Annotated in this window: 29 protein-coding genes and 1 tRNA gene; 9 read left to right on the top strand and 21 right to left on the bottom strand. The window is 68.0% G+C overall.

Going from position 1 to position 20387, the window contains the following annotated elements:
* Positions 1-91: 91 nt before the first annotated feature.
* The 16 genes from rplR to rplC form a co-directional block, all read right to left on the bottom strand.
* Complete coding sequence (rplR, locus tag KBY67_RS06505) at positions 92-457, bottom strand: 50S ribosomal protein L18 (protein WP_255109975.1); 366 nt, start codon at positions 455-457, stop codon at positions 92-94.
* 32 nt (positions 458-489) lie between these two features.
* A complete protein-coding gene (gene rplF, locus KBY67_RS06500; RefSeq protein WP_094555107.1) occupies positions 490-1029 on the bottom strand; it encodes a 50S ribosomal protein L6 in 540 nt (179 codons plus the stop codon).
* Positions 1030-1044: 15 nt separating this feature from the next.
* Positions 1045-1446, bottom strand: a complete 402-nt coding sequence (rpsH, locus tag KBY67_RS06495; RefSeq protein ID WP_255109973.1) for a 30S ribosomal protein S8 — start codon at positions 1444-1446, stop codon at positions 1045-1047.
* A 20-nt stretch (positions 1447-1466) separates the two neighbouring features.
* Positions 1467-2006 carry a 50S ribosomal protein L5 gene (gene rplE, locus KBY67_RS06490; protein ID WP_255109971.1) on the bottom strand — a complete coding sequence of 180 codons (540 nt, stop codon included), beginning with the start codon at positions 2004-2006 and terminating at the stop codon, positions 1467-1469.
* 84 nt (positions 2007-2090) lie between these two features.
* Positions 2091-2447: a 50S ribosomal protein L24 gene (rplX, locus tag KBY67_RS06485; RefSeq protein WP_255109969.1), complete on the bottom strand. Its 357-nt coding sequence runs from the start codon at positions 2445-2447 to the stop codon at positions 2091-2093.
* 1 nt (position 2448) lies between these two features.
* Positions 2449-2814 (bottom strand): 50S ribosomal protein L14, encoded by a 366-nt coding sequence (gene rplN / locus KBY67_RS06480; protein WP_255109967.1) that lies wholly within the window; start codon positions 2812-2814, stop codon positions 2449-2451.
* A gap of 12 nt (positions 2815-2826) precedes the next feature.
* Complete coding sequence (gene rpsQ, locus KBY67_RS06475; protein WP_006173347.1) at positions 2827-3078, bottom strand: 30S ribosomal protein S17; 252 nt, start codon at positions 3076-3078, stop codon at positions 2827-2829.
* 17 nt (positions 3079-3095) lie between these two features.
* On the bottom strand, positions 3096-3311 hold the full coding sequence (gene rpmC, locus KBY67_RS06470) for a 50S ribosomal protein L29 (protein ID WP_255109965.1): 216 nt from the start codon (positions 3309-3311) through the stop codon (positions 3096-3098).
* A gap of 4 nt (positions 3312-3315) precedes the next feature.
* Entirely contained in the window at positions 3316-3777 is a 462-nt protein-coding gene (gene rplP / locus KBY67_RS06465) for a 50S ribosomal protein L16 (protein WP_255109963.1), read from the bottom strand.
* A gap of 16 nt (positions 3778-3793) precedes the next feature.
* Positions 3794-4522, bottom strand: a complete 729-nt coding sequence (gene rpsC / locus KBY67_RS06460; protein WP_255109961.1) for a 30S ribosomal protein S3 — start codon at positions 4520-4522, stop codon at positions 3794-3796.
* A gap of 19 nt (positions 4523-4541) precedes the next feature.
* Positions 4542-4904: a 50S ribosomal protein L22 gene (gene rplV / locus KBY67_RS06455; protein ID WP_255109959.1), complete on the bottom strand. Its 363-nt coding sequence runs from the start codon at positions 4902-4904 to the stop codon at positions 4542-4544.
* 13 nt (positions 4905-4917) lie between these two features.
* Positions 4918-5193 (bottom strand): 30S ribosomal protein S19, encoded by a 276-nt coding sequence (rpsS, locus tag KBY67_RS06450; protein WP_185464180.1) that lies wholly within the window; start codon positions 5191-5193, stop codon positions 4918-4920.
* Positions 5194-5228: 35 nt separating this feature from the next.
* Positions 5229-6092, bottom strand: coding sequence for a 50S ribosomal protein L2 (gene rplB / locus KBY67_RS06445; protein ID WP_255109956.1), 864 nt, complete (start codon positions 6090-6092; stop codon positions 5229-5231).
* A gap of 15 nt (positions 6093-6107) precedes the next feature.
* Complete coding sequence (locus tag KBY67_RS06440; RefSeq protein ID WP_094555099.1) at positions 6108-6410, bottom strand: 50S ribosomal protein L23; 303 nt, start codon at positions 6408-6410, stop codon at positions 6108-6110.
* Positions 6403-7038 (bottom strand): 50S ribosomal protein L4, encoded by a 636-nt coding sequence (gene rplD, locus KBY67_RS06435; protein ID WP_255109954.1) that lies wholly within the window; start codon positions 7036-7038, stop codon positions 6403-6405. Before rplD ends, KBY67_RS06440 begins: the two co-directional genes overlap by 8 nt.
* 11 nt (positions 7039-7049) lie before the next feature.
* Positions 7050-7697 carry a 50S ribosomal protein L3 gene (gene rplC, locus KBY67_RS06430; RefSeq protein WP_255109952.1) on the bottom strand — a complete coding sequence of 216 codons (648 nt, stop codon included), beginning with the start codon at positions 7695-7697 and terminating at the stop codon, positions 7050-7052.
* Positions 7698-8110: 413 nt separating this feature from the next.
* Here rplC and KBY67_RS06425 point away from each other — a divergent pair, with 413 nt between their 5' ends.
* The 6 genes from KBY67_RS06425 to recA all read left to right on the top strand — a co-directional run bounded on the left by KBY67_RS06425 (position 8111) and on the right by recA (position 13712).
* Entirely contained in the window at positions 8111-8572 is a 462-nt protein-coding gene (locus KBY67_RS06425; protein WP_255109950.1) for an NAD(P)H-quinone oxidoreductase subunit N, read from the top strand.
* Positions 8562-9617 carry an LdpA C-terminal domain-containing domain gene (locus KBY67_RS06420; protein ID WP_255109948.1) on the top strand — a complete coding sequence of 352 codons (1056 nt, stop codon included), beginning with the start codon at positions 8562-8564 and terminating at the stop codon, positions 9615-9617. Before KBY67_RS06425 ends, KBY67_RS06420 begins: the two co-directional genes overlap by 11 nt.
* 26 nt (positions 9618-9643) lie before the next feature.
* Positions 9644-11332, top strand: coding sequence for an AAA family ATPase (locus KBY67_RS06415; RefSeq protein ID WP_255109946.1), 1689 nt, complete (start codon positions 9644-9646; stop codon positions 11330-11332).
* Between the two features lie 157 nt (positions 11333-11489).
* Positions 11490-11561, top strand: a tRNA-Gln gene (locus KBY67_RS06410).
* 17 nt (positions 11562-11578) lie between these two features.
* Complete coding sequence (locus KBY67_RS06405) at positions 11579-12328, top strand: HAD family hydrolase (protein ID WP_255109944.1); 750 nt, start codon at positions 11579-11581, stop codon at positions 12326-12328.
* 178 nt (positions 12329-12506) lie between these two features.
* Positions 12507-13712, top strand: coding sequence for a recombinase RecA (recA, locus tag KBY67_RS06400; protein ID WP_255109941.1), 1206 nt, complete (start codon positions 12507-12509; stop codon positions 13710-13712).
* 2 nt (positions 13713-13714) lie between these two features.
* Here the strand turns inward: recA and KBY67_RS06395 are convergent, their stop codons facing one another.
* From KBY67_RS06395 to KBY67_RS06385, 3 genes are all read right to left on the bottom strand, one after another.
* Positions 13715-14095 (bottom strand): DUF1815 family protein, encoded by a 381-nt coding sequence (locus KBY67_RS06395; protein WP_255109939.1) that lies wholly within the window; start codon positions 14093-14095, stop codon positions 13715-13717.
* A gap of 102 nt (positions 14096-14197) precedes the next feature.
* Positions 14198-14449 carry a DUF2839 domain-containing protein gene (locus KBY67_RS06390; protein WP_255109938.1) on the bottom strand — a complete coding sequence of 84 codons (252 nt, stop codon included), beginning with the start codon at positions 14447-14449 and terminating at the stop codon, positions 14198-14200.
* A gap of 69 nt (positions 14450-14518) precedes the next feature.
* Positions 14519-15952: a helicase gene (locus tag KBY67_RS06385; RefSeq protein WP_255109936.1), complete on the bottom strand. Its 1434-nt coding sequence runs from the start codon at positions 15950-15952 to the stop codon at positions 14519-14521.
* Positions 15953-15994: 42 nt separating this feature from the next.
* Between KBY67_RS06385 and KBY67_RS06380 the strand changes: the two genes are divergently transcribed.
* Positions 15995-16867, top strand: coding sequence for a prephenate/arogenate dehydrogenase (locus tag KBY67_RS06380; protein WP_255109934.1), 873 nt, complete (start codon positions 15995-15997; stop codon positions 16865-16867).
* Between the two features lie 8 nt (positions 16868-16875).
* Here the strand turns inward: KBY67_RS06380 and crtD are convergent, their stop codons facing one another.
* On the bottom strand, positions 16876-18402 hold the full coding sequence (gene crtD / locus KBY67_RS06375) for a C-3',4' desaturase CrtD (protein ID WP_261350597.1): 1527 nt from the start codon (positions 18400-18402) through the stop codon (positions 16876-16878).
* Between the two features lie 51 nt (positions 18403-18453).
* Between crtD and KBY67_RS06370 the strand changes: the two genes are divergently transcribed.
* Entirely contained in the window at positions 18454-19383 is a 930-nt protein-coding gene (locus KBY67_RS06370) for a fructosamine kinase family protein (RefSeq protein ID WP_255109932.1), read from the top strand.
* Positions 19384-19412: 29 nt separating this feature from the next.
* On the opposite strand, the gene KBY67_RS06365 is transcribed toward KBY67_RS06370, so the two are convergent.
* Positions 19413-19793: a CAAD domain-containing protein gene (locus KBY67_RS06365; RefSeq protein WP_255109930.1), complete on the bottom strand. Its 381-nt coding sequence runs from the start codon at positions 19791-19793 to the stop codon at positions 19413-19415.
* A gap of 46 nt (positions 19794-19839) precedes the next feature.
* Here KBY67_RS06365 and KBY67_RS06360 point away from each other — a divergent pair, with 46 nt between their 5' ends.
* Entirely contained in the window at positions 19840-20349 is a 510-nt protein-coding gene (locus tag KBY67_RS06360; RefSeq protein WP_255109928.1) for a M67 family metallopeptidase, read from the top strand.
* Positions 20350-20387 lie beyond the last annotated feature (38 nt).

The following is a 20387-nucleotide window of genomic DNA, read 5'->3' as shown; positions in this document are numbered from 1 at the left end:
GCCCTCAGCGGCCGCAGGCACGCCGACGGCCGCTGAGGGCACGTCGCTGGATCTGGTCTGTTCGTTGGTTTCGGTCATGGTTGGAGGCGGTTCAGAACTGAAGGCCCGCTTCCCGGGCGGCATCGGCGAGGGCCTTGACCCGGCCGTGGTACAGGTTGCCACCGCGGTCGAAGACCACCTGCTGGATGCCCTTGGCGATGGCGCGGGTGGCCAGAAGCTGACCTACGGCGACGGAGGCGTCACAGGAGGCGCTGGACTCGAGGCTTGTGCGCAGATCCTTGTCGAGGGTCGAGGCCGCGCAGAGGGTGGTCTGGGCGGCGTCGTCGATGACCTGGGCGTAGATGTGGTTGTTCGAGCGGAACACGGCCAACCGCGGACGGTCGGAGGTTCCGTTGAGATGGCGACGCAGACGGCGGTGACGCTTCTGGGTCTGCTGTTTTCTGGAAAGGGTGGACATGGCAGTACAGGGTGGGGACGCTCAGGCAGGCCTCATTTCTTACCGGTCTTGCCGGCCTTGCGCAGGATGCGCTCGCCCGCGTACTTGATGCCCTTGCCCTTGTAGGGCTCGGGCGGCCGAATGGCGCGGATCTTGGCGGCTTCATTGCCCACCAGCTCCTTGTCTGCGCCGGACACCATCACCTGGGTGGTGCCTTCGACCGTGAAGCTCACGCCCTCGGGGGGATTGACCTCCACGGGGTGGCTATAGCCGGCGCTGACCACGAGCTTGCGGCCCTGGACCTGGGCTCGGTAGCCCACGCCGATGATCTCGAGCTTGCGGGTGAAGCCCTGGCTGACCCCCTCGACCATGTTGGCGACGAGGGTGCGGCAGAGGCCGTGACGCTCCCGTGAGCGGCGGCTGCCGTTGGACGGGGTGACCACCAGGGTGTTTTCCTGCTGGCTGACCGCCACACCGTCCGGGAGGGTGCGGCGGAGCTCACCCTTGGGACCTTTGACCGTGACCGCAAGGCCCGACAGGGTGACGTTCACCTTGTCGGGGATGGGGATCGGCGCTTTACCAATACGTGACATGGATCGACTCCCTGATCAATAGATGTAGCAAAGCACTTCACCGCCCACGCCCTGCTTGCGGGCGTCACGGTCGCTCATCACCCCTTTGGAGGTGGAGATGATCGCCACACCGAGGCCACCGAGGACCTTGGGAAGCTGGCGGGTGTTTTTGTAGATGCGCAGGCCAGGCTTGCTCACCCGTTGCACGGAGCGAATGGTGGGCTGGCGGTGCTTGCCGCTGTATTTCAGCTCAAGCACGAGAAAGCGTTCGACGCCTTCTCCCTCTTCGCTGATCTGGTCAATGAAGCCTTCATGCTGCAGCACCTTGGCGATGCTGTGGGAGAGGCGTGAGGCGGGCACCTTGGTGGTCTGGTGCTTCTTCTCACTCGCATTGCGGATGCGAGTGAGCATGTCGGAAATCGGGTCGTGATTGGCCATGGTTGGGATCCGGGGAGAGCTCAGTTGCTGCGGAACGGCATTCCCATCTCGCGGAGGAGGGCCCGGCCCTCTTCATCGTTGCGGGCGCTGGTCACGATGGTGATGTCCATGCCACGGATGGCGTCGATCTTGTCGTAGGAGATTTCGGGGAAGATAATCTGCTCCCGCACCCCCAGGGTGTAGTTGCCACGGCCGTCAAAGCTCTTGGGGCTGACCCCGCGAAAGTCGCGGATGCGTGGCAGGGCCAGGTTGATCAGGCGCTCCAGGAAGGCATACATACGGTCACCCCGCAGGGTGACGACCACGCCGATCGGCATGCCCTGGCGAATCTTGAAGCCGGCGATGGCTTTCTTGGCGCGCGTCACCACCACCTTCTGTCCAGTGATCGTGGCCAGCTCGCTGATCGAGGCCTCAAGGGCCTTGGCGTTCTGGGCGGCTTCGCCAAGTCCCCTGTTGACGGTGACCTTCATCACCTTGGGGACTTCATGGATGTTCGAGAGAGTGAGATCCTTGAGCAACTTGGGCTGGATCGTCTCCCGATAGCGCTGTTTGAGTGACATGGCGGGGATGGGGGAATGCGCTTCTGGGCGTTGTCAGAAAGCGGACGGGTTGGCGTTCAACGGTGGCAGCGGTCGTCCTTGCCCTCAGGCAAGAAGTTCACCCGTCTTCTTGAGGCGACGCTTCTTGGTGCCGTCGGCTTCGACGACGAGCTCCACCCGGCTGGGAACGTTGTTGACGGTGGAGAACACCATCACGTTGGAGGCGTGGATGGAGGCCTCCTCGGTGAGAATTCGGCCGGACTCACCCTCCTGGGTGGGTTTCATGTGACGGGTGCGCAGGTTGATGCCCTGCACGACCACACGGTTCAGGTCGGGAAGGGTGCGCAGGACCTCACCGGTCTTGCCCCTGTCCTTGCCGGCAATCACCTTGACGGTGTCACCCTTGCGGATGCGCATCTTGACCCGTTGGACGGGCCGGGCTTTTGGGGTGGCTGTGGCCATTTCAGATCACCTCCGGGGCGAGTGACACGATTTTGGTGAAGTTGCGTTCCCGCAGCTCCCGGGCCACGGGTCCGAACACCCTGGTGCCTTTGGGGTTGTTGTCGGTGCCCAGGATCACGGCGGCGTTGTCGTCGAAGCGGATCGCATTGCCGGTGTCGCGGCGCAGGGTGGCCCTGGTGCGAACGACCACGGCCTTGACCACATCCGATTTCTTGACACCCATGTTGGGCATGGCGTCCTTGACGGTCGCCACGATCACATCACCCACGTGGGCATAGCGACGGTTGGTGCCCAGCACACGAATGCACTGGATGCGTTTGGCCCCGCTGTTATCCGCGACGTTGAGGAAAGTTTCCTGCTGAATCATGGTGTGGTCTCCTCAGCTCGCGCCGGATGTGGTGAAAACCTCGGCGACGGCCCAGCGCTTGGTGCGGCTGAGGGGACGGGTTTCGGTGATGCGGACCCGATCACCCACGCGACAACGGTTGTCCTCGTCGTGGGCTTTGTAACGGGTGGTGCGGCTGACGGTCTTCTGGTAGATGGGATGGGGGAAGCGGTTTTCAACCGCGACAACCACCGTTTTGTCCATCTTGTCGCTGACGACGACGCCGACCCTTTCCTTGAGTGCCATGGATGGTGTGGGGGGGATCAGGAGGCGGAGGGGGCGGAGCTCTGACGCTCCTTCTGCACCGTCAGCAGGTGGGCCAGCTTGATGCGGCTCTCCTTGAAGCGGTGGGGATGCTCCAGGCGGCGGGTGGCCTGCTGGAAGCGCAGATCAAAGAGATCGCGGCGGCAACCGGTGATCTGTTCGTTGATTTCGGCGTCGGTGAGCTTGCGCACCTCGGCGATGTCAGGACGGGCCATGGGTTCAGGACTCCACAGGAACGGTGGTCTCCGGTTCGACCGCGCTCGCCTGCTCGTCAAGGGCCAGGAACTTGGTCTTGATGGGCAGCTTGTACTGGGCCAGGCGCATAGCCTCCTTGGCAATGGTTTCGGTGATTTCGGCACCGCCCATTTCAAAAAGAATGCGACCTGGCTTGACCACGGCCACCCAGAACTCGGGGTTGCCCTTACCAGAACCCATTCGGGTTTCGGCGGGGCGCATGGTGACGGGCTTGTCGGGGAAGATCCGGATCCAGATCTTCCCGCCTCGCTTGACGTGGCGGGTCATGGCCCGGCGGCTGGCCTCAATCTGGCGGGAGGTGATCCACCCGCACTCCTGGGCCTGCAGAGCAAACTGGCCGAAGGCAATGGTGTTGCCCCGGCTGGCGACACCGCACATGCGGCCTCGCTGCTGTTTGCGGAATTTGACGCGACGTGGACTCAGCATGGTTCAGGCTTCCTGCTCACTCCTCGTTGGAGCGGTCTTCGAACTGTTGGGGCCGCCGGTTGGCGCGGCGCCTTGGTGCTGCTCCAGCGGGGAGTTTTTCCTGTTGACCAGGAAGTACTTCTCCTTTGAATACCCACACCTTGATTCCCAGCACCCCGTAGGTGGTGGTGGCCACCTTGGTGGCGTAATCGATGTCGGCGCGGAGGGTGTGCAGCGGAACCCGGCCTTCCCGGGTCCATTCCGTCCGGGCGATTTCGGCGCCGTTGAGGCGTCCGCTCACCTGGATCTTGAGGCCGAGCACGCCGGCCCGTTGGGCCCGCTGCACGGTCATGCGCATGACCCGGCGGAACGCCACCCGCTTCTCCAGCTGCTGAGCGATGTACTCGGCCAGCAGGAAGGCGTCGGCGTCGACCCTCTCCACTTCCACCACGTTGATGCGTACCTGGCGGTTGCGATCACCGACGGTTTTCTGGATGCCGGCGCGCAGCTCCTCGATGCCGCTGCCCTGGCGTCCCACCAGCACACCGGGGCGGGCCGTCTTGAGCTCGACCTCCAGCTGGTCGGCCTTGCGGGCGATCAGCACATCGCTGATGCCGGCGGAGGCGTACTTCTTGTTGATGAAGCAGCGGATCCGATCGTCCTCCTGGAGGAGGGTCGGATAGGTCTTGCTGGGGGCGTACCAACGGGAGCGGTGTTCCTGGGTGATCCCCAGGCGCAGGCCGGTTGGATGGATCTTGTGTCCCATCGGGCGGTGTCCTCGGGGGTCAGGCGGAAGGGGCCACAACAGCAATGCTGATGTGGCAGGTTTGCTTTTTGATGGCGTAGGCACGGCCCTGGGCCCGTGGCCGGAAGCGCTTCAGGGACGGACCCATGTCGGCGCTGGCGGTGCTGATCACGAGCGAGGCGGGATCGAGCCCCATGTTGTGCTCGGCGTTGGCCACGGCGGAGCGAAGCACCTTGGTGATCGGTCCGGTGGAGCGGTAGGGCATGAACTCGAGCAGGATCAGAGCCTCGCGGTAGGTGCGGCCGCGGATCTGATCGAGCACCCGACGCACCTTGGAGACGGAACCGCGGATGTAGCGGCCGTGTGCGCGGGCTTCTTGGCTGGGGGTGGTGGTGTTGGCCATGGTGATTCGCTCCTTAACGGGCACCTTTTTTGTCTTTGATGTGGCCCCGGAAGGTGCGGGTGGGGGCGAATTCCCCCAGCTTGTGGCCCACCATCTGCTCGGTCACGTAGACCGGCACATGGCTTTTGCCGTTGTGTACGGCAATGGTGTGGCCGATCATCATCGGCAGGATGGTGGAGGCCCGTGACCAGGTCTTGATCACGGTCTTGTCACCAGCGCTGTTCTGCGCTTCGATCTTGCGCAGCAGATGATCGGCGACGAAGGGGCCTTTTTTGAGTGAACGTCCCATAACGAATCAGGCAGACAGCAGTGCGGTGTTGAGCATCAGGAATCCCGTCCGCCACGGCTCCGCTTGGAGGTGCGGCGACGCTTCCGCAGCACAAACCGATTGCTGGGCTTGTTGCGTTTGCGGGTTTTCAGGCCTAGGGCAGGCTTGCCCCAGGGGGTGACAGGACCGGAGCGGCCGATGGGAGCCCGGCCTTCACCACCACCATGGGGGTGATCGCAGGGGTTCATCACACTGCCGCGCACCTGAGGACGGCGTCCGAGCCAGCGGGTGCGGCCGGCTTTGCCAAGGCTGGTGTTGCGCACTTCGGCGTTGCCCACTTCCCCGAGGGTGGCGAAGCATTCACGACGCACCAGACGCACCTCGGTGGAGGGCAGCTTGAGGGCGACGTAGTCGCCTTCTTTGGCCATCACCTGGGCACTGGCACCGGCTGTGCGCACCATCTGGCCGCCACGACCGGCGTAGAGCTCGACGTTGTGAACGCTGGAGCCCAGGGGAATGGCCGACAGCGGCAGGGCATTGCCCACTTCAATCGGGGCCTCGGGCCCGGAGACGACGCTCTGGCCCACCGAGATTCCAGCCGGAGCCAGGATGTAGCGCTTTTCGCCGTCGGTGTAGAAGAGCAGTGCCAGCCGCGCATTGCGGTGGGGGTCGTAGTGGATGGCGGCCACCCGGGCAGCCACGCCGACCTTGTCGCGGCGGAAGTCGACGAGGCGGTAGAGGCGCTTGTGGCCACCGCCGCGGTGGCGGCAGGTGATCACACCGCGGTTGTTACGACCTTTCTTGCGGTGTTTGGCCACCACCAGCGTGCGCTCGGGACGGCGCTCGGTCACCTCGCTGAAGTCGCTGGAGGAGCGGCCGCGGGTGCCGGGGGTGTAGGGGCGGTAGTTGCGGATTGCCATAACGATTCAGACCCCTCAGGCCTCTGGGAACAACTGGATGGCATCGCCAGGGGCAAGACGCACCACGGCTTTCTTCACCTGAGCGCGCTTGCCGGCGAAGCGGCCGACCCGCCGGCTGCGGCGGGGTGGATTCATGGTGCTCACCCCAACCACATGCACGTCGAAGAGATGTTCGACGGCAGCCTTGATGTCGGGCTTCGCCGCCCGCGGATCCACCTCGAACGTGTACTGGTTGAGTTCCAGGGCACGGGTGGCTTTTTCGGTGATCAGCGGCTTGCGGATCACATCCGCGAGCCGGCCATTGAAACGTTCAGTCATCGCCGTAGATCTCCTGAATCTTCGCCAGTGCCTCTTCGCTCAACACCAGCACATTGGCGTGGAGCAGGTCGAACACATTGAGCTGATCAGCGGCGATCAGCTTCACCTTTTCGAGGTTGCGCACCGAGCGGCGCACCACGTCGGTTGGTGCATCAAGCACCAGCAGCACCTTGCTGCCCGCCGGCACCTCCCAGCGCTCCAGGGCCGCCACGATCTCCTTGGTCTTGGGAACCTCAAGATCAGTGGCGAAGCCCTTGACCACCAAGATGTCGGCGGAGCGGCTGATCAGGGCCGTGCGCAGGGCCAGACGACGTTCCTTGCGGTTCATCGCCAGGGTGTAGCTGCGGGGCTTGGGCCCGAAGATCACACCACCACCGGGGCGCAGCGGGGTGCGGATCGAACCCTGCCGAGCCCGGCCCGTGCCTTTCTGCTTGTAGGGCTTCCGACCGCCACCACGGACCTCGGCCCGGGTGAGGGTGCAGGCGGTGCCCTGTCGGGCATTGGCCAGCTGCCTGACCACCGCCCTGTGCACCAGGTCGGCGGCGGAGGATTTCTTGGCGACCTTCAGGTCAAGGGTGGCCTCACCGGCCGCCTTGCCCTGCCAATCGCGAACAACACAATTCACCATCACATTTCTCCTCAGTTCGCGGCCTTGGCGCCGACCCGCAGGGCGGGGCGGATGCTGAGCAGGGCACCGGGCTTGCCGGGCACCGAACCCTTCACCACCAACAGGTTGCGCTCATGATCCACCTTGAGGATGGTCAGGCCGCGGGTGGTGATCTGCTTGCCGCCGTAGCGGCCCGCCATGCGCTTGCCCGGATAGACGCGGCCCGGCGTGGTGCCGGCACCGGTGGAACCAGGTTGGCGGTGGTTCTTGGAGCCGTGGCTCATGGGACCGCGGCTGAAGCCATGGCGCTTCTGGTAGCCGGAGAAGCCCCGGCCGACCGTGTCGCCACTGACATCCACTTTCTGTCCGGCCTCGAAGGCTTCGACAGTGATGGAGGCGCCGAGCTCAAGGCCGTCAAGGGACTCGAGCCGGTATTCCTGCAGGTGGCGCAGAAGTTCGTCGCCCGATTTGGCCAGGTGACCGGCCGCAGGCTTGTTGACGAGCTTCTCGCGGATCTCGCCAAAACCGATCTGAGCGGCGCTGTAGCCGTCGGTGGCTGGAGTTTTGAGTTGGGTAATGCGGCAGGGGCCCGCCTCGATCACGGTGACCGGGATGGATTTGCCGTTTGGGTCGAAGAACTGAGACATGCCCAGTTTCTTCCCAAGGATGCCGAAGGACATAGGAGGGAGAAACGCCAGCGGGACAGTGGCGCGCACTGGGGCGAACCACTCGGGACTGAATCGTGCAGACGCGCTGGGCCAGAAAACTGGCTCCGGAACCACAGGGAGGACGAACCTTCCAGGCGATTGCGGGTGGGCTAGCGGTTAGCGAGACAGTTGGCTGGGACTTGTCCGCGCCTGCTGGGCAGGGCGGCAGTATCCCGGCGGCTGAGGCGTTGCGCGGCTTTACAGCCGGCAAGCCTGGCCGCACTGGCCAGAAGAGACCGTCGCCAGCGACGATCCCGTGCACAGCTCTGGAGGCCCGGCTAGCGGTCGGGCGCAGATCAGATGCACAAGCAAATACCTTACCCCATGGGCTCCACCTACTCCATCCACTCCCTGCCAGACTCTCCAAACCAGTTCTGCGCTGCCCCATGCCTCTGCTGCTCTCTGGCCGTCGCTTCCGTCAGGACCTGGAGAAGGCCGGTGCCCTGGCCCTCTACGCCCCCCTGGAGGGCGGCGCGGAAACCCGGCTGCTGCGTCGTCTGCGGGCGGCCGGCTATGCCGCCCAGATCACCTCGGCCCGGGGACTGGGTGATCCGGAGGTCTTCCTGTTCCAGAGCCACGGGGTTCGCCCGCCCCACCTCGGCCACCACAGCGTTGGCCGTGGGGCCGCCGTGGGTGAGGTGCAACGGGTGATGCCCCAGCTGGGGGCCCTGCTGGAGGGCGCCAAGCCGATGGTGCTGTGGCTGCTGGAGGCCCAGGTGCTCTCCTCGGCGGAGCTGCAGTCGCTCTGCGCGCTCACGAGGCGCGAGCCCCGGCTCAAGATCGTGGCGGAGTTGGGCGGCTCCCGCAGCCTGCGCTGGAAGCCCCTGGAGCCGATGCTTGCCGCCTGAGCAGGCCCTGGCCTGCGGGCGCTGGGTCAAGTTGATCTGCGGGGCCAGCAACCAGGATCTTGCTGCCATCGAAGATCTCTGCGGCCTCTACGCCCTCGCCGGAGTCCACTGCATCGACGTGGCGGCCGACGACGCGGTGGTGGCCGCCGCCCGCCGTGGCCTCAGCTGGGCCAGTGAGCAGCGGCCCCAGCTGAGTACCCCCTGGCTGATGCTCAGCCTCAGCGACGGCGAGGATCCCCATTTCCGCAAGGCTTGGTTCGACCCCAGCCGCTGCCCGCCCGACTGCCCCAGACCCTGCGCCCGCGTCTGCCCTGCCGAGGCGATCCCGGCCGGGGCCGGCGTGAGCAGGGAGCGCTGCTACGGCTGTGGCCGCTGCTTGCCCGCCTGCCCCCTCGGACTGATCGAGGCCCGGAGCCATGGGCTTGATGCCACCACCGTGCCGGAGCTCCTGGCCCGGCTGCGCCCGGATGCGGTGGAGATTCACACCAGCCTGGGCCGGGGGGAGGCCTTCGCCCGACGGCTAGAGCAGGTGGCGGCCTCGGGCCTGCCCTTGCGGCGCCTGGCGGTGAGTTGTGGCCTTGAGGCGGGCGCTGGCGCCGCCAGCCCCCACCCCGGAGTCGGTCCGAGGGAGCTGGCCAGCGAGCTCTGGCAGCGGTTCGCGTTGCTTCGCCGCCATCGCTTTCTGCCCCTCTGGCAACTCGATGGCCGACCGATGAGTGGCGACGTGGGCGATGGTACGGCCCATGCCGCCGTGAATCTTCTGCTGGCGCTGCGCCAGCTGGCGCCGCCGGGACCCCTGCAACTCGCCGGTGGCACCAACGGCCGCAGCCTGGCGCTGCTGCGCCAGCGCAGCGGCGGCCCCCAGTCCGCCCGCCGCGTCGCCGCCGGTGTGGCATTCGGCGGGCTGGCCCGCCGGCTGCTGGCCCCGCTGGTGCTGGAGGCGGAGCGCCGCGGCCGGCGCCTGCTCGATGAACCTTCCCTCTGGCCCCAGGCCCTGACGCTGGCCCAGCAGCTGGTCTCGCCCTGGCTGGCCGCCGATGGCTAGAACGTCGAAGCAGAGGGACCGTGTCCATGACCAGTCCACGTGTTGTACCCCTGGCCGCGGCCTCCTGGCCGATCAGCCCCCAGCGGATCACCGACGATCTCGACCGCCTGCTGGAGGTGCTTCCCGAGCGCGTCTGTGAGGCGCTGGCGAGTCCCTTCAGCCGTGATCAGTTGCTGGAGGTGGTGCTCGACCTGGGGCGCGCCCCGGAAGCCCGCTATCCGGGGCGCGCCCTGCTGCTGGATCAGCGACCGATCGAGCGCTCCGATCTGGCGGCGGTGGTGGGGCGGCTGGGGTCCTTCGGTGGCGACAACCGGGCCGGCATCGAGCGCACACTGCACCGCATCAGTGCGATCCGCAACCGCGGCGGGGAGGTGGTGGGGCTCACCTGTCGGGTGGGCCGGGCGGTTTTCGGCACGGTGGAGATGGTGCGCGACCTGCTGGATAGTGGCCAGTCGCTGCTGCTGATGGGCCGTCCGGGTGTGGGCAAGACCACGGCCCTGCGCGAGATCGCCCGGGTGCTGGCCGACGACCTGGAGCGGCGGGTGGTGGTGATCGATACCAGCAATGAGATCGCCGGCGATGGCGACATCCCCCATCCCGCCATCGGCCGGGCCCGGCGCATGCAGGTGGCGCGGCCTGAGCTGCAGCATCAGGTGATGATCGAGGCGGTGGAGAACCACATGCCCGAGGTGATCGTGATCGACGAGATCGGCACCGAACTCGAGGCCCAGGCGGCCCGCACCATTGCCGAGCGCGGCGTGATGCTGGTGGCCACGGCCCACGGCAACGAGCTGGCCAATCTGATCAAGAACCCCACCCTGGCCGACCTGATCGGCGGCATTCAGTCGGTCACCCTCGGAGATGAGGAGGCCCGCCGGCGCGGCTGCCAGAAAACAGTGCTGGAGCGCTGCGCCGACCCCACCTTCCCCCTGGCGGTGGAGATGCACAGCCGCAGTCGCTGGCTGGTGCACCGTGATGTGGCCCGCACCGTCGATCAGCAGCTGCGGGGACAGCCGGTGCGCCCCCAGGTCCGCGAGCTGGGCAGCGATGGCCTGTTGCGCCTCAACGATCCCGAGCCCGATCCGCCCTCGCCGCGGATGCCCCGCCGCGGGCTTGTGGCCGCTGCCGGCCGCCCGGCCCTGGCGCCGGTGCCCCTGCCTGATCCGGAGCTGCTCCCGCCCCATCGCCGCCCTGCAGCCCCCGCGCCCGTGGCCCCGCCCCTGCGCCTCTACTGCTGCGGGGTCAGTCCCCAGCTGCTGGAGCAGGTGGTGCGCAGCCGCCAGCTGCCCGTGCAGCGCGCCAGCCAGCTGGAGGAGGCCGACGCGGTGCTGAGCCTGCGCCAGCAACTGGGCCGCGAACCGCAGGTGCGCAGCCAGGCCCTGGAACGGCATGTGCCGATCCTGGTGATCAAGGCTGACACCCTTCCCCAGATCCAGCGGGGTGTGGAGCGGCTTCTGCGCCGCCGTGCCGGTGATGGCGATGGGTCGGCAGCGGCCATGGGCCTTGCCGGCGCCCCTGACGATGCCCATGGCGCCATGGAGGAATGCCGGCTGGCGGTGGAGCAGGTGGTGCTTCCCCAGGGCCGGCCGGTGGAGCTGCTGCCCCGCAGCGCACCGGTGCGCCGCATCCAGGCCGATCAAGTGAACGGGTACGGCCTGCGCTGCGCTGAATTCGGCAGTGGCGAGCTGCAGCGGCTGCGGGTCTTTCCCCCCTGACTCGGTGCGCCCAGAGGCAGCGGCTTCGCCACCGGCCCCCAGAGATTGACGAAGGACGGCCCGCTGTGGGTAACTAACAAGGCAACCGGTCAAGCGCCCGACCAACCCTGATCCACCCGCCTGGATCGCCTGGATTGGAAAGCCGCCACTGGAGCTTTGGGCCGTCGCCAAGTGGTAAGGCAGCGGGTTTTGGTCCCGCCATTCCTAGGTTCGAATCCTAGCGGCCCAGTTTTGAGAGATCCCTGCGTGACCCCCAGCCCATTGCTGGTGTTCGACTTCGATGGCGTGCTCGTCGATGGCATGGCGGAGTATTGGTGGGCGGCCCGCAAGGCGGCCCTGAGTCTGCGGCCGGATCTGAGGCTTCCTGAGCAGGCGCCCGCCGCCTTTGTCCGGTTGCGCCCGCTGATCCACAAGGGCTGGGAGATGGTGCTGGTGGCCGCTGAGCTGGCCCGTGGCACCTTCGACCTCACGGCCCCTGGGGCGGCCTACGGCCAGGCTCTGGCTCCGGCCCTGGCCCACTGGGGCTGGAGCCCCGAGATCCTGCAGGCCAGCCTTGAGGCGGTGCGCCGCCAGGCCATTGCCGCCGATCGCCCCCACTGGCTGGCCCTGCACCGCCCCTACCCCGGCGTGCCGCAACGGCTGCGGGCTCTGGCCCAGGAGGGGGCCGACTGGGCCGTGCTCACCACCAAGGGCGGGGCCTTCGCCCGGGAGCTGCTGGCTGCCCAGGGCCTCGCCCCCCTGCAGACCTTCGGCCATGAGGATGGGACCAAGCCCGAGGTGCTGCTGCGCCTGTGCGCGCTGCGGCGACCGCTCTGGTTCATCGAGGACCGCCGACCCACGCTGGAGGCGGTGCGGGCCACCGCCGGGCTGGAGGCGGTGCGTTGCTTCCTGGTGAGCTGGGGGTATCTGTCCCCCAGCGATCTGATCGACCTGCCCGAGGGCCTGGCGCTGCTGGAGCCGGCGGCCTTCGCGGCCCCCTTGGCGGCGTGGCCCTGATCCGCTAGCGTACGCCTGTACTAATTTAAAGTTGTCCGGCGCCAGGGGCGCTGCCGCTGGTTCGCCACCTCCTTGATACAACCAGCGGCTTTGGTGGCACCTCTAGCTGTGAGGCCGCACGGCGACAGGCCCCCAGGGTCCGTCCCTTTCCGGTCCGTTCCTTCATTCTCTTCTGACCATGCCTGCCGACCACAAGAGCACTGACCTCAGGGCTGCCCAGCCCCGCTCCTCGAGCGCAGCGACGGCGGCCGGGGCGGCTGAGCGCGACAAGGCTCTCAACCTGGTGCTCGGCCAGATCGAGCGCAACTTCGGCAAGGGCTCGATCATGCGCCTGGGAGATGCCTCCCGGATGCGGGTGGAAACGATGCCCACGGGTGCCCTCACCCTCGATCTGGCCCTGGGCGGTGGCTATCCCAAGGGCCGGGTGGTGGAGGTCTACGGGCCGGAGAGTTCCGGCAAGACCACCCTCACCCTCCATGCCATCGCCGAAGCCCAGCGCCGCGGTGGGGTGGCCGCCTTCGTGGATGCCGAGCATGCGCTCGACCCGGTCTATGCCGCGGCCCTGGGGGTCGATGTGGAGAACCTGCTGGTCTCCCAGCCCGACACGGGTGAAATGGCCCTGGAGATCGTTGATCAGCTGGTGCGCTCCGCCGCGGTCGACATCGTTGTGGTCGACTCCGTGGCGGCCCTGACGCCCCGCGCCGAGATCGAGGGGGAGATGGGGGACCTGGCGGTGGGCAGCCAGGCGCGGCTGATGAGCCAGGCGATGCGCAAGATCACCGGCAACATCGGCAAGTCGGGCTGCACGGTGATCTTCCTCAACCAGCTGCGCCAGAAGATCGGTGTCACCTACGGCAACCCTGAAACCACCACCGGCGGCAACGCCCTCAAGTTCTATGCCTCGGTGCGGCTCGACATCCGCCGCATTCAGACCCTCAAGCGCGGCACCGAGGAATACGGCATCCGCGCCAAGGTGAAGGTGGCGAAGAACAAGGTGGCGCCACCGTTCCGCATCGCTGAGTTCGACATCCTCTTTGGCCGTGGCATCAGCACCCTGGGCTGTGTGATCGATCTGGCCGAGGAAACCGGTGTGGTGATCCGTAAGGGCGCCTGGTACAGCTACGGCGGCGACAACATCGGCCAGGGCCGCGACAACACCATCACCTGGCTGGAGCAGAACCCTGAGCAGAAGGAGCTGATCGAGGCCGAGGTTCGCCGCAGGCTCACCGAAGGCGCTGATGTGACCGCCAATTCGCTCAAGCCATTGGCAGCGGCGGCCGCCAAGCTGGCCGCCAGCTCAGCTGCATCGGCCCCTGCTGAACCGGACTCCAGCGAATCAGCGCTGGAGTCCGGTTCAGACTCCCTGGAGCCTGCCGCCAGCTGAGCTCAGCTCAGGGGAGCCTCAAGCCTGCTGGCCTGGGGCTCTTGCCTGGGCTTGGCAGCAGTTGGGGTGGGCGCTGGAGCCTGTTGCAGAACGGTGGCGACCCGTTGTAGCTCCTGGATCGCCTCGGCCCCTTCGAGTTTCACCAGTTCGCAGCCGTGGCGTGATTCCACCCAGCTGATGCCGAAGTCGGAGACGAGAAAGCGCACCATGTGGGCATCCCCCAGGTCGGCCACAAACGATGCCCCATGGCCATCGCGGCCATCACCGCAGACGTAGCAGGTGGCCGCTAGGCCTTTGCGCTGCAAGCTGTTGGCCAGGGCCTGCAAGCTCATCACCAGGTCCAGCACCACGGAGCGGTACTGCTCAGCGAGGCGGGGGAACATCGGCCAGCTCAGGATTTCCAGTGATCCTAAGATTTTCTTCCATTTTCTGCTGTGGGCTGGGGCCGGTGTGGGCAAAGGCGCACCCGATCAATCCGAGCCCGATCAATCCGAGAGGGTCCACCAGCCGGCGGCCGGTCCGACGAAACGCACCGTGATCCATAGCAGCACCAGGGCCGCAATGCCCACCCAGGCCCCCTGGGTGGAGACCTGAACGAAGCGGTCGGCCTGGCGGCGGGTCAACGGCAGCCAGGGGACCAGCCGTGGGGAGGTGTCCTTGGCTTTGGCCGATCCGGCTTGCTTCTGCGGCCCACGCGGCGGCAATCCCTGTTCCGATCGGCGTTTGGCCTCTCCCATGCTTCCTGGCAACGTCCTTTCGGCCACCAGGCTACGGGCTCCACTTCGACGGCTGGATCCGCTCAGGTGTCAGAGCGGCAGCAACCTGTTCAGGGCCACCCATGGCTCCAGGGCACTGAGCACCTGCTGCCCCCAGCTGCGGCTGCGCAGGCGTCCGTCCAGCACCGCCAGCCGCCCTCCGCTCCGGCGCAGCCCCGCCAGCGCCAGCTGGAGACGGGTCATGGCCTCCGGCAGCAGCAGCTCCCGGAACCAGTCACGGCCGGCCTGGCGCAGCCGGTTGACCCGGGCTGCCGTGAGCGGGTCTTCGAGGCTGGCGATCGGCAGCGGACCGACGATCACCTGGTGCGGCAGCGGCAGTCGACCCTGGTGTTCCAGCCACCATTGCCAGCCGCAGCAGATCACCCCATTGCTCTCAGGTGCGGTGGTTTCATGGCCCACCCGGCGGCCGAACTCCGCCGCCAGGGCGCTGGCGAGGCTGAGCCGCTGGGAGTGTTCATCCACCAGCACGATCGTCAGACCGCTCTGGCCCAGCACGAGCCGCCGGCAGTGATCGAGCAGATGGGTGCCGAAGTGCGGGCTGTTGGGGAAGGGCTGGCCCAGGGGCGCATACAGGGGCATCGGATCGGAGAGGGGCGGATCCGAGAGGTTCACGCTCACCTGCGGGTGGATGCCTGCCAGGGCGGCGCTGCGCCCGAACTGGCCCACCAGCACAGCGCCGCGGTGCTCCAGCAGCCCCTCCATGGCCTCAAGGGGCTCCAGGGGCTGGCGGTGAAGGCGCCACTGCAGCAGCGCCCTGTCAACGCTGGCCCAGCTGGTCCAGCCAGCTCCAACGGCTGACCGCCAGAGCTGCCAGACCTCCGGCAGAGGGCCGAGCAGCGCCAGCAGGTGCCGCAGAGGGGCTTCCTCCTCGGGACTGATCGGCACCAGTCCCGAGGGGGTGGGGGGATGGGCGAAGATTCTCCGGCTCATGCGCTCATGCAGGACCAGCAGGCTTGGTTCAGCGCTGGGCAGCACCCGGCGCAGCCGCTCCCAGTCGCCGTTCTTGATCGGACGATCGAGGGCCTGGCGCAACTGCTGGTGCAGCCGCTCGGCCTCCGGAATGACGAGTTGCCGCTCCCCCAGCTGGCCCTGGCGCCAGGCCAGCTCCAGCTCCGCGTGATTAAGCAGCCAGAGGGGGGCCTCGGCGGGGGCTCCGGTGGATCCTTCCCAGCAGGGCAGTTGCAGGCCCACGGCCTTCAGCCTGGGTATCTCCACCTGCTGCAGGCGCCGGCGCAGGGGATCGCTCAGCACCAGGGCGATCGAAGCATCCCCCAGGGCCAGGGGCACCAGCAGGCCCACCAGCCAGTCGGGGTCGCTGCCCGGCGCCAGGCGCACCAGGGTGTGGTCAGAGCGCCGCAGACTGCGCGCCACCAGCCGGCTCATGGTCAGGTGGTGCGGCCAGCGGATGCCGCCCTCCTGGCGCAGGAGTTGCTTGAGCTGCTGGTGGGCGCGGGCTTCCAACATCGCGGAATCGTAGGAAGGTGGGGCCCGTGGGCCGTACCAGCGATGACAACTCTCTGGCGAGAGCGACCGGTGGGGGTGGTGGGCCTGGGCCTGATCGGCGGCTCGATCGGCCTTGATCTGATGGCCCTTGGCGTTGATGTGCGCGCTCTGGTGCACCGCGAGGCCACGGCGGAGCGGGCCCTTCAGCGGGGTCTGGCCACTCAGGTGAGCACGGATCCTGTGGTGCTCAGGGGTTGCGGGCTGGTGTTGCTGGCCTTGCCGCTCGATCGGCTGCTGGAGCCCCCACCGGAGCTGCTGGCAGCCCTGCCCAAGGGGGCGGTGATAGGGGATCTGGCCTCGGTGAAAGCGCCGGTGTTGGCGGTCTGGGAGCCCCTCGTTCCCCGCTTCGTGGCCAGCCATCCCATGGCTGGCACCAGCGCGGCCGGGGTGGAGGCGGGCCTGGCGAACCTGTTCCGCGGCCGCCCCTGGGTGGCCACCCCCAGCGACCACACCGACCCCGCAGCCCTGGAGCAGGTGCGCGCCCTGGCGGGCGCCCTCGGAGCCCAGTGGCTGGAGTGCGCCGCACCTGATCACGACAGGGCCGTGGCCCTGATCTCCCACCTGCCGGTGCTGGTGAGCGCCGCCCTGCTGCGGGCGGCCGAGCGGGGCGCAGCGGCGGCGGCGCCCCACTCGGCGCTGCCGGCACTGGTGCGCGCCCTGGCCTCCAGCGGCTTCGCCGACACCACCCGGGTGGGCGGCGGCAATCCGGAGCTGGGCACCCTGATGGCGTGGAGCAACAGCGCCGCCGTGGCCGAGGCGCTGGGGCACTACCGCCAGGCCCTCGACGGCCTTGAGGGCCTGCTGGAGCAGCACGACTGGGAAGGGCTGGCTCGGGAACTGGAGGGCTGCCAGGCCCTGCGGCCGGAGTTTCTCTGACCCCTGGCCTAGGCCAGGGCCAGGCTGCTGCCCCGCGCCTGTAGCAGCTGTTTGCAGGCCATCAACGCCGACAGGCTCACCCCCGCCGTGCCCTCGCCCGGGTGGATGCTGTCGCCGCAGAGCCAGAGCCCAGGCAGGGGGGTGCGACTGGCCAGGCCGAAGGGCCCGAAGCGGGAGGGGTGTTGCCCCAGCCCGCCCACGAAGCCGAAGGGTCGCCCCGTCCAGCGGGCAAACCCCCGTGGCGTAGCCAGTTCCCGATGGCGCCAGGCCGTGGCGGCGAGCCCCAGCTTCTGCTCCAGGCCGGCCTGGATCCGGGCCATGGCCTCAGCCTTGGCCAGGGCATAGGCCCCTTTCTCCAGTTCCAGCCAGGGGCGCGCCGGGGTGAACACGCTGGCGATCACCGTGGCCTGCCCCGCCGGTGCCCGCCCATCCCCCTCGCGGCTCACCGACACAAACAGCGAACCGGGGTCACTCCAGTCGATCTGCAGATGGGCCGGACACTCCACCGGCAGCAGGGCCCGCTCCACGGCGCCATAAAACACCAGGGCTCCGCTGGGGTCGGGGAAGCCGCCGATGCGCTTGCCGTAGGCCCTGGGCATCGCCTCCCCCAGCAGATCAGCCAGGAGCTGGGGGGGCAGGGTTACCACCAGATCACGGCTGAGGCTGGTGAAGGGTCGCCCGCCGGGCCCTTGGCCCCGCACACACCAGCCCTTCGCCTTCGTCTGCTGCAGGCTTGTTGCCCGGTGGCGCAAGAGAAGCTGGCCGCCCTGGGTGGCCAGGGCAGTTTCGAGCCTTGCACTCAGGGCCTGCATTGAGCCCTGCAGGTGCCAGAGGCCCAGGGGCGCCTGGGCCATCGACAGCACGCTGGCGCCATAGAGGGCAGCGGTCCCCCCGGCTGGTTCCTGGGAGTAGAGGCGCAGCTGCAGATCCAGGAAGCGCCGCAGGCGGCGATCGTCGCTGCAGCCGCTGAGGCGCAGCAGGTCAGCCACGCTGGCGAGCACCAGGGCACCACTGACGAGATTGGCGGGTCTCAGGGCCCCGAGCAACTGCCCCATGTCCCAGGGGGTGCGGGGCGGCAGCACCGGATCACGCCCCGCGAACGACCAGTTGGCCCCGTGCAGGGCGGCGCAGAGAGTCCAGAAGCGCTCACTGCCGGGAAACTGCCGCTGCCGTTCCTGGCGCCAGCGCTCGGGATCCCGCCACAGCTGCACGGGCGGATGGCCATCGCAGAGATCCACCACGCAGCCCGGATCGAGCGGGCTGGCCGCCGGCGCCTCGACCCCCAGATGGCGGAACAGCCGCTCGTGGATGCCGCCGGGCTCCAGCCCCGCCACCTGGGTGGCCCCCACATCGAAGACATAGGCGCCACGGCGAAAGGTGCCGGCGCACCCCCCCGTCTGGCTGTGGGCCTCCAGCAGCTGCACCGAGAGGCCTGCGTGGGCCAGCAGCGCGGCGGCGCTCAGCCCGGCGATGCCCCCGCCGATGACGGTGACGTCGTGCTGCACTGAATCGCTGGGGCAGGGGCTGACAGCCAAGCGCAGGCGGCAGGGGCGGCCGGCATGCTGGCAGGGGTGGCAAGGCCGGTGATGCGCGACGCCTGGGTGGGTTGGCTGGAGGAGACCCTCGGCCAGGGGGTGGTGCGCTGCCGGCCCGTGGGTGGCGGCTGCAGTCACAGCGCCTGGGCCGTGGAGCTGAGCGGCGGCGGGCGGCTGTTTGCCAAAACGAACCAGGGACGTCTCCTGCCCGTGCTGGAGGCGGAGATGGAGGGTCTGCGGGCCCTGGCCGCGGCCGCCGACTCCGACCTGCGGGTGCCCAGGCCCTTGCACTGCGCCCTGGCGGGTTCCCAGGCCCTGCTGGTGATCGATTGGTTGGATCTGGACCCTGGTGGATCCGGGTCAGGCACGGCGGCTCAGCTGGCCTGGGCCGCCGCCGGGGCGGCGCTGGCACGGTTGCACCGGCGCAGCGCCGCCTCCAGTGCCGCCACCGGCTCCGCCGGCTTCGGTTGGGCGCACGACAACTACATCGGCAGCACCCTGCAGCCCAATTCCTGGTGCCCCAGCTGGGGACAGTTTTTCGCCGAACAGCGCCTGGGCCCACAGCTGAAGCTGGCCGAGCACTCGGGCCGGGTGTTGAGGGGACGCCAGAGGCTGCTGGAGCTCACGCCGGCCTGGCTCGATGGCCACGGGGCTGTTCCCTGCCTGGTGCACGGCGATCTCTGGGCAGGCAATGCCGCCCGGGTGGCCCCCAGCTCAAGCTCGCCGGGCTCAGCCGTGGTGGCCTTGTTCGATCCCGCCGTCTATCTGGGGGACAGGGAAGTGGATCTGGCCATGGCCCAGATGTTCGCTGGCTTTCCGCCAGCCTTCTTCAGCGGCTACGAGCAGGAATGGCCCAGACCCGCGGGCCATCCGCAGCGGCGCAAGCTCTACGACCTCTACCACCTGCTCAACCATGCCAATTTGTTTGGCGGGGGCTACTGGAGACAGGCCCAGGCCCTGATCGCCGAACTGGTGGCCTGAGCCTGGGCCTGCTGGCGGGTGCGGGCGCTTCAGCCCAGGTATTCCTGACGCAGGGTCTGGAACTGGGACACCACGCCGGCGCGTTTCTCACTGGTGCTGAGGTTCTTCCAGCTCCACTGGCCGACCACCACCAGACCGAGCAGTTCCAGCAGGCCTGGCACCACCGGCAGCAGATTGATGGTGTCGAGCACCCCTTTGATCAGCACCTGGGCCACGATCACCGCCAGCAGGATGCCGACGCCCTTGCCGATGCGGCTGACCTGGGACCAGTCCACCTGATCCAGGGTCTGGTTGACCTTGGAGAGGATCTCGCCGTAGCGCTCGGTGAAGTTGGTGCCAGCTTCGCTCTCCGCCCATGAAGTGCCGGCCTCGGTGGTCGTCGGCTCCTGTTCGGTGGTTGCGTCGCTCATCAATGGAGTGGCGATGGTGTGAGAGTCAAGGGCTCAAGGTATCGGCATGGACAGCGACTGGCCAGAGCAGCTGGCGGTTGATTCGCATCAGCTGACCGTTCTGCGGGCCGTGCTGGCCGCTGCGGCGCCCCAGGAGGGCTGCGCTCTGCTGCTGGGACAGCCCGCCCGCTCAGGAGCTGGAACGCCCGCCCCGGCCCACGTGAAGCTGATCTGGCCCTGTCTGAACATCTGGCCGCAGAAGGAGAAGCGCTGCGGGCGTTTCGCCCTCGACCCACGCGAGCAGCTGCTGGCCCAGAAGTGGGGGCGGCCGCGCGGCTGGCAGGTGCTGGGCACGGCTCACAGCCACCCCAGCTCGGCGGCGATTCCCTCCAGCACCGATTGCGCCTGGGCCTTCCCTCCGGCTCTGATGCTGATACTCGGCGTTGCCGCTGAGCTGCGCGCCTGGTGGATCGTTGAGTCGGCCGAGGGCTCCAGCGCCCTGCCGGCGGCGCGAGAACTGGAGCTGATTCAGCCGGATGTCCGCTCCTTTCGGGGGGGCGAGGATTTGGGAGAGTAGGGAGAGGACCGCCGCGCGCGGTCCCCTCTGCGGTCCAC

It is taken from the genome of Synechococcus sp. RedBA-s (assembly GCF_024345495.1).
Classification (GTDB): Bacteria; Cyanobacteriota; Cyanobacteriia; order PCC-6307; family Cyanobiaceae; genus Regnicoccus_A.
Note: the sequence above shows the minus strand (reverse complement) of the source record. Positions and strands in the feature narration are given on the sequence as shown.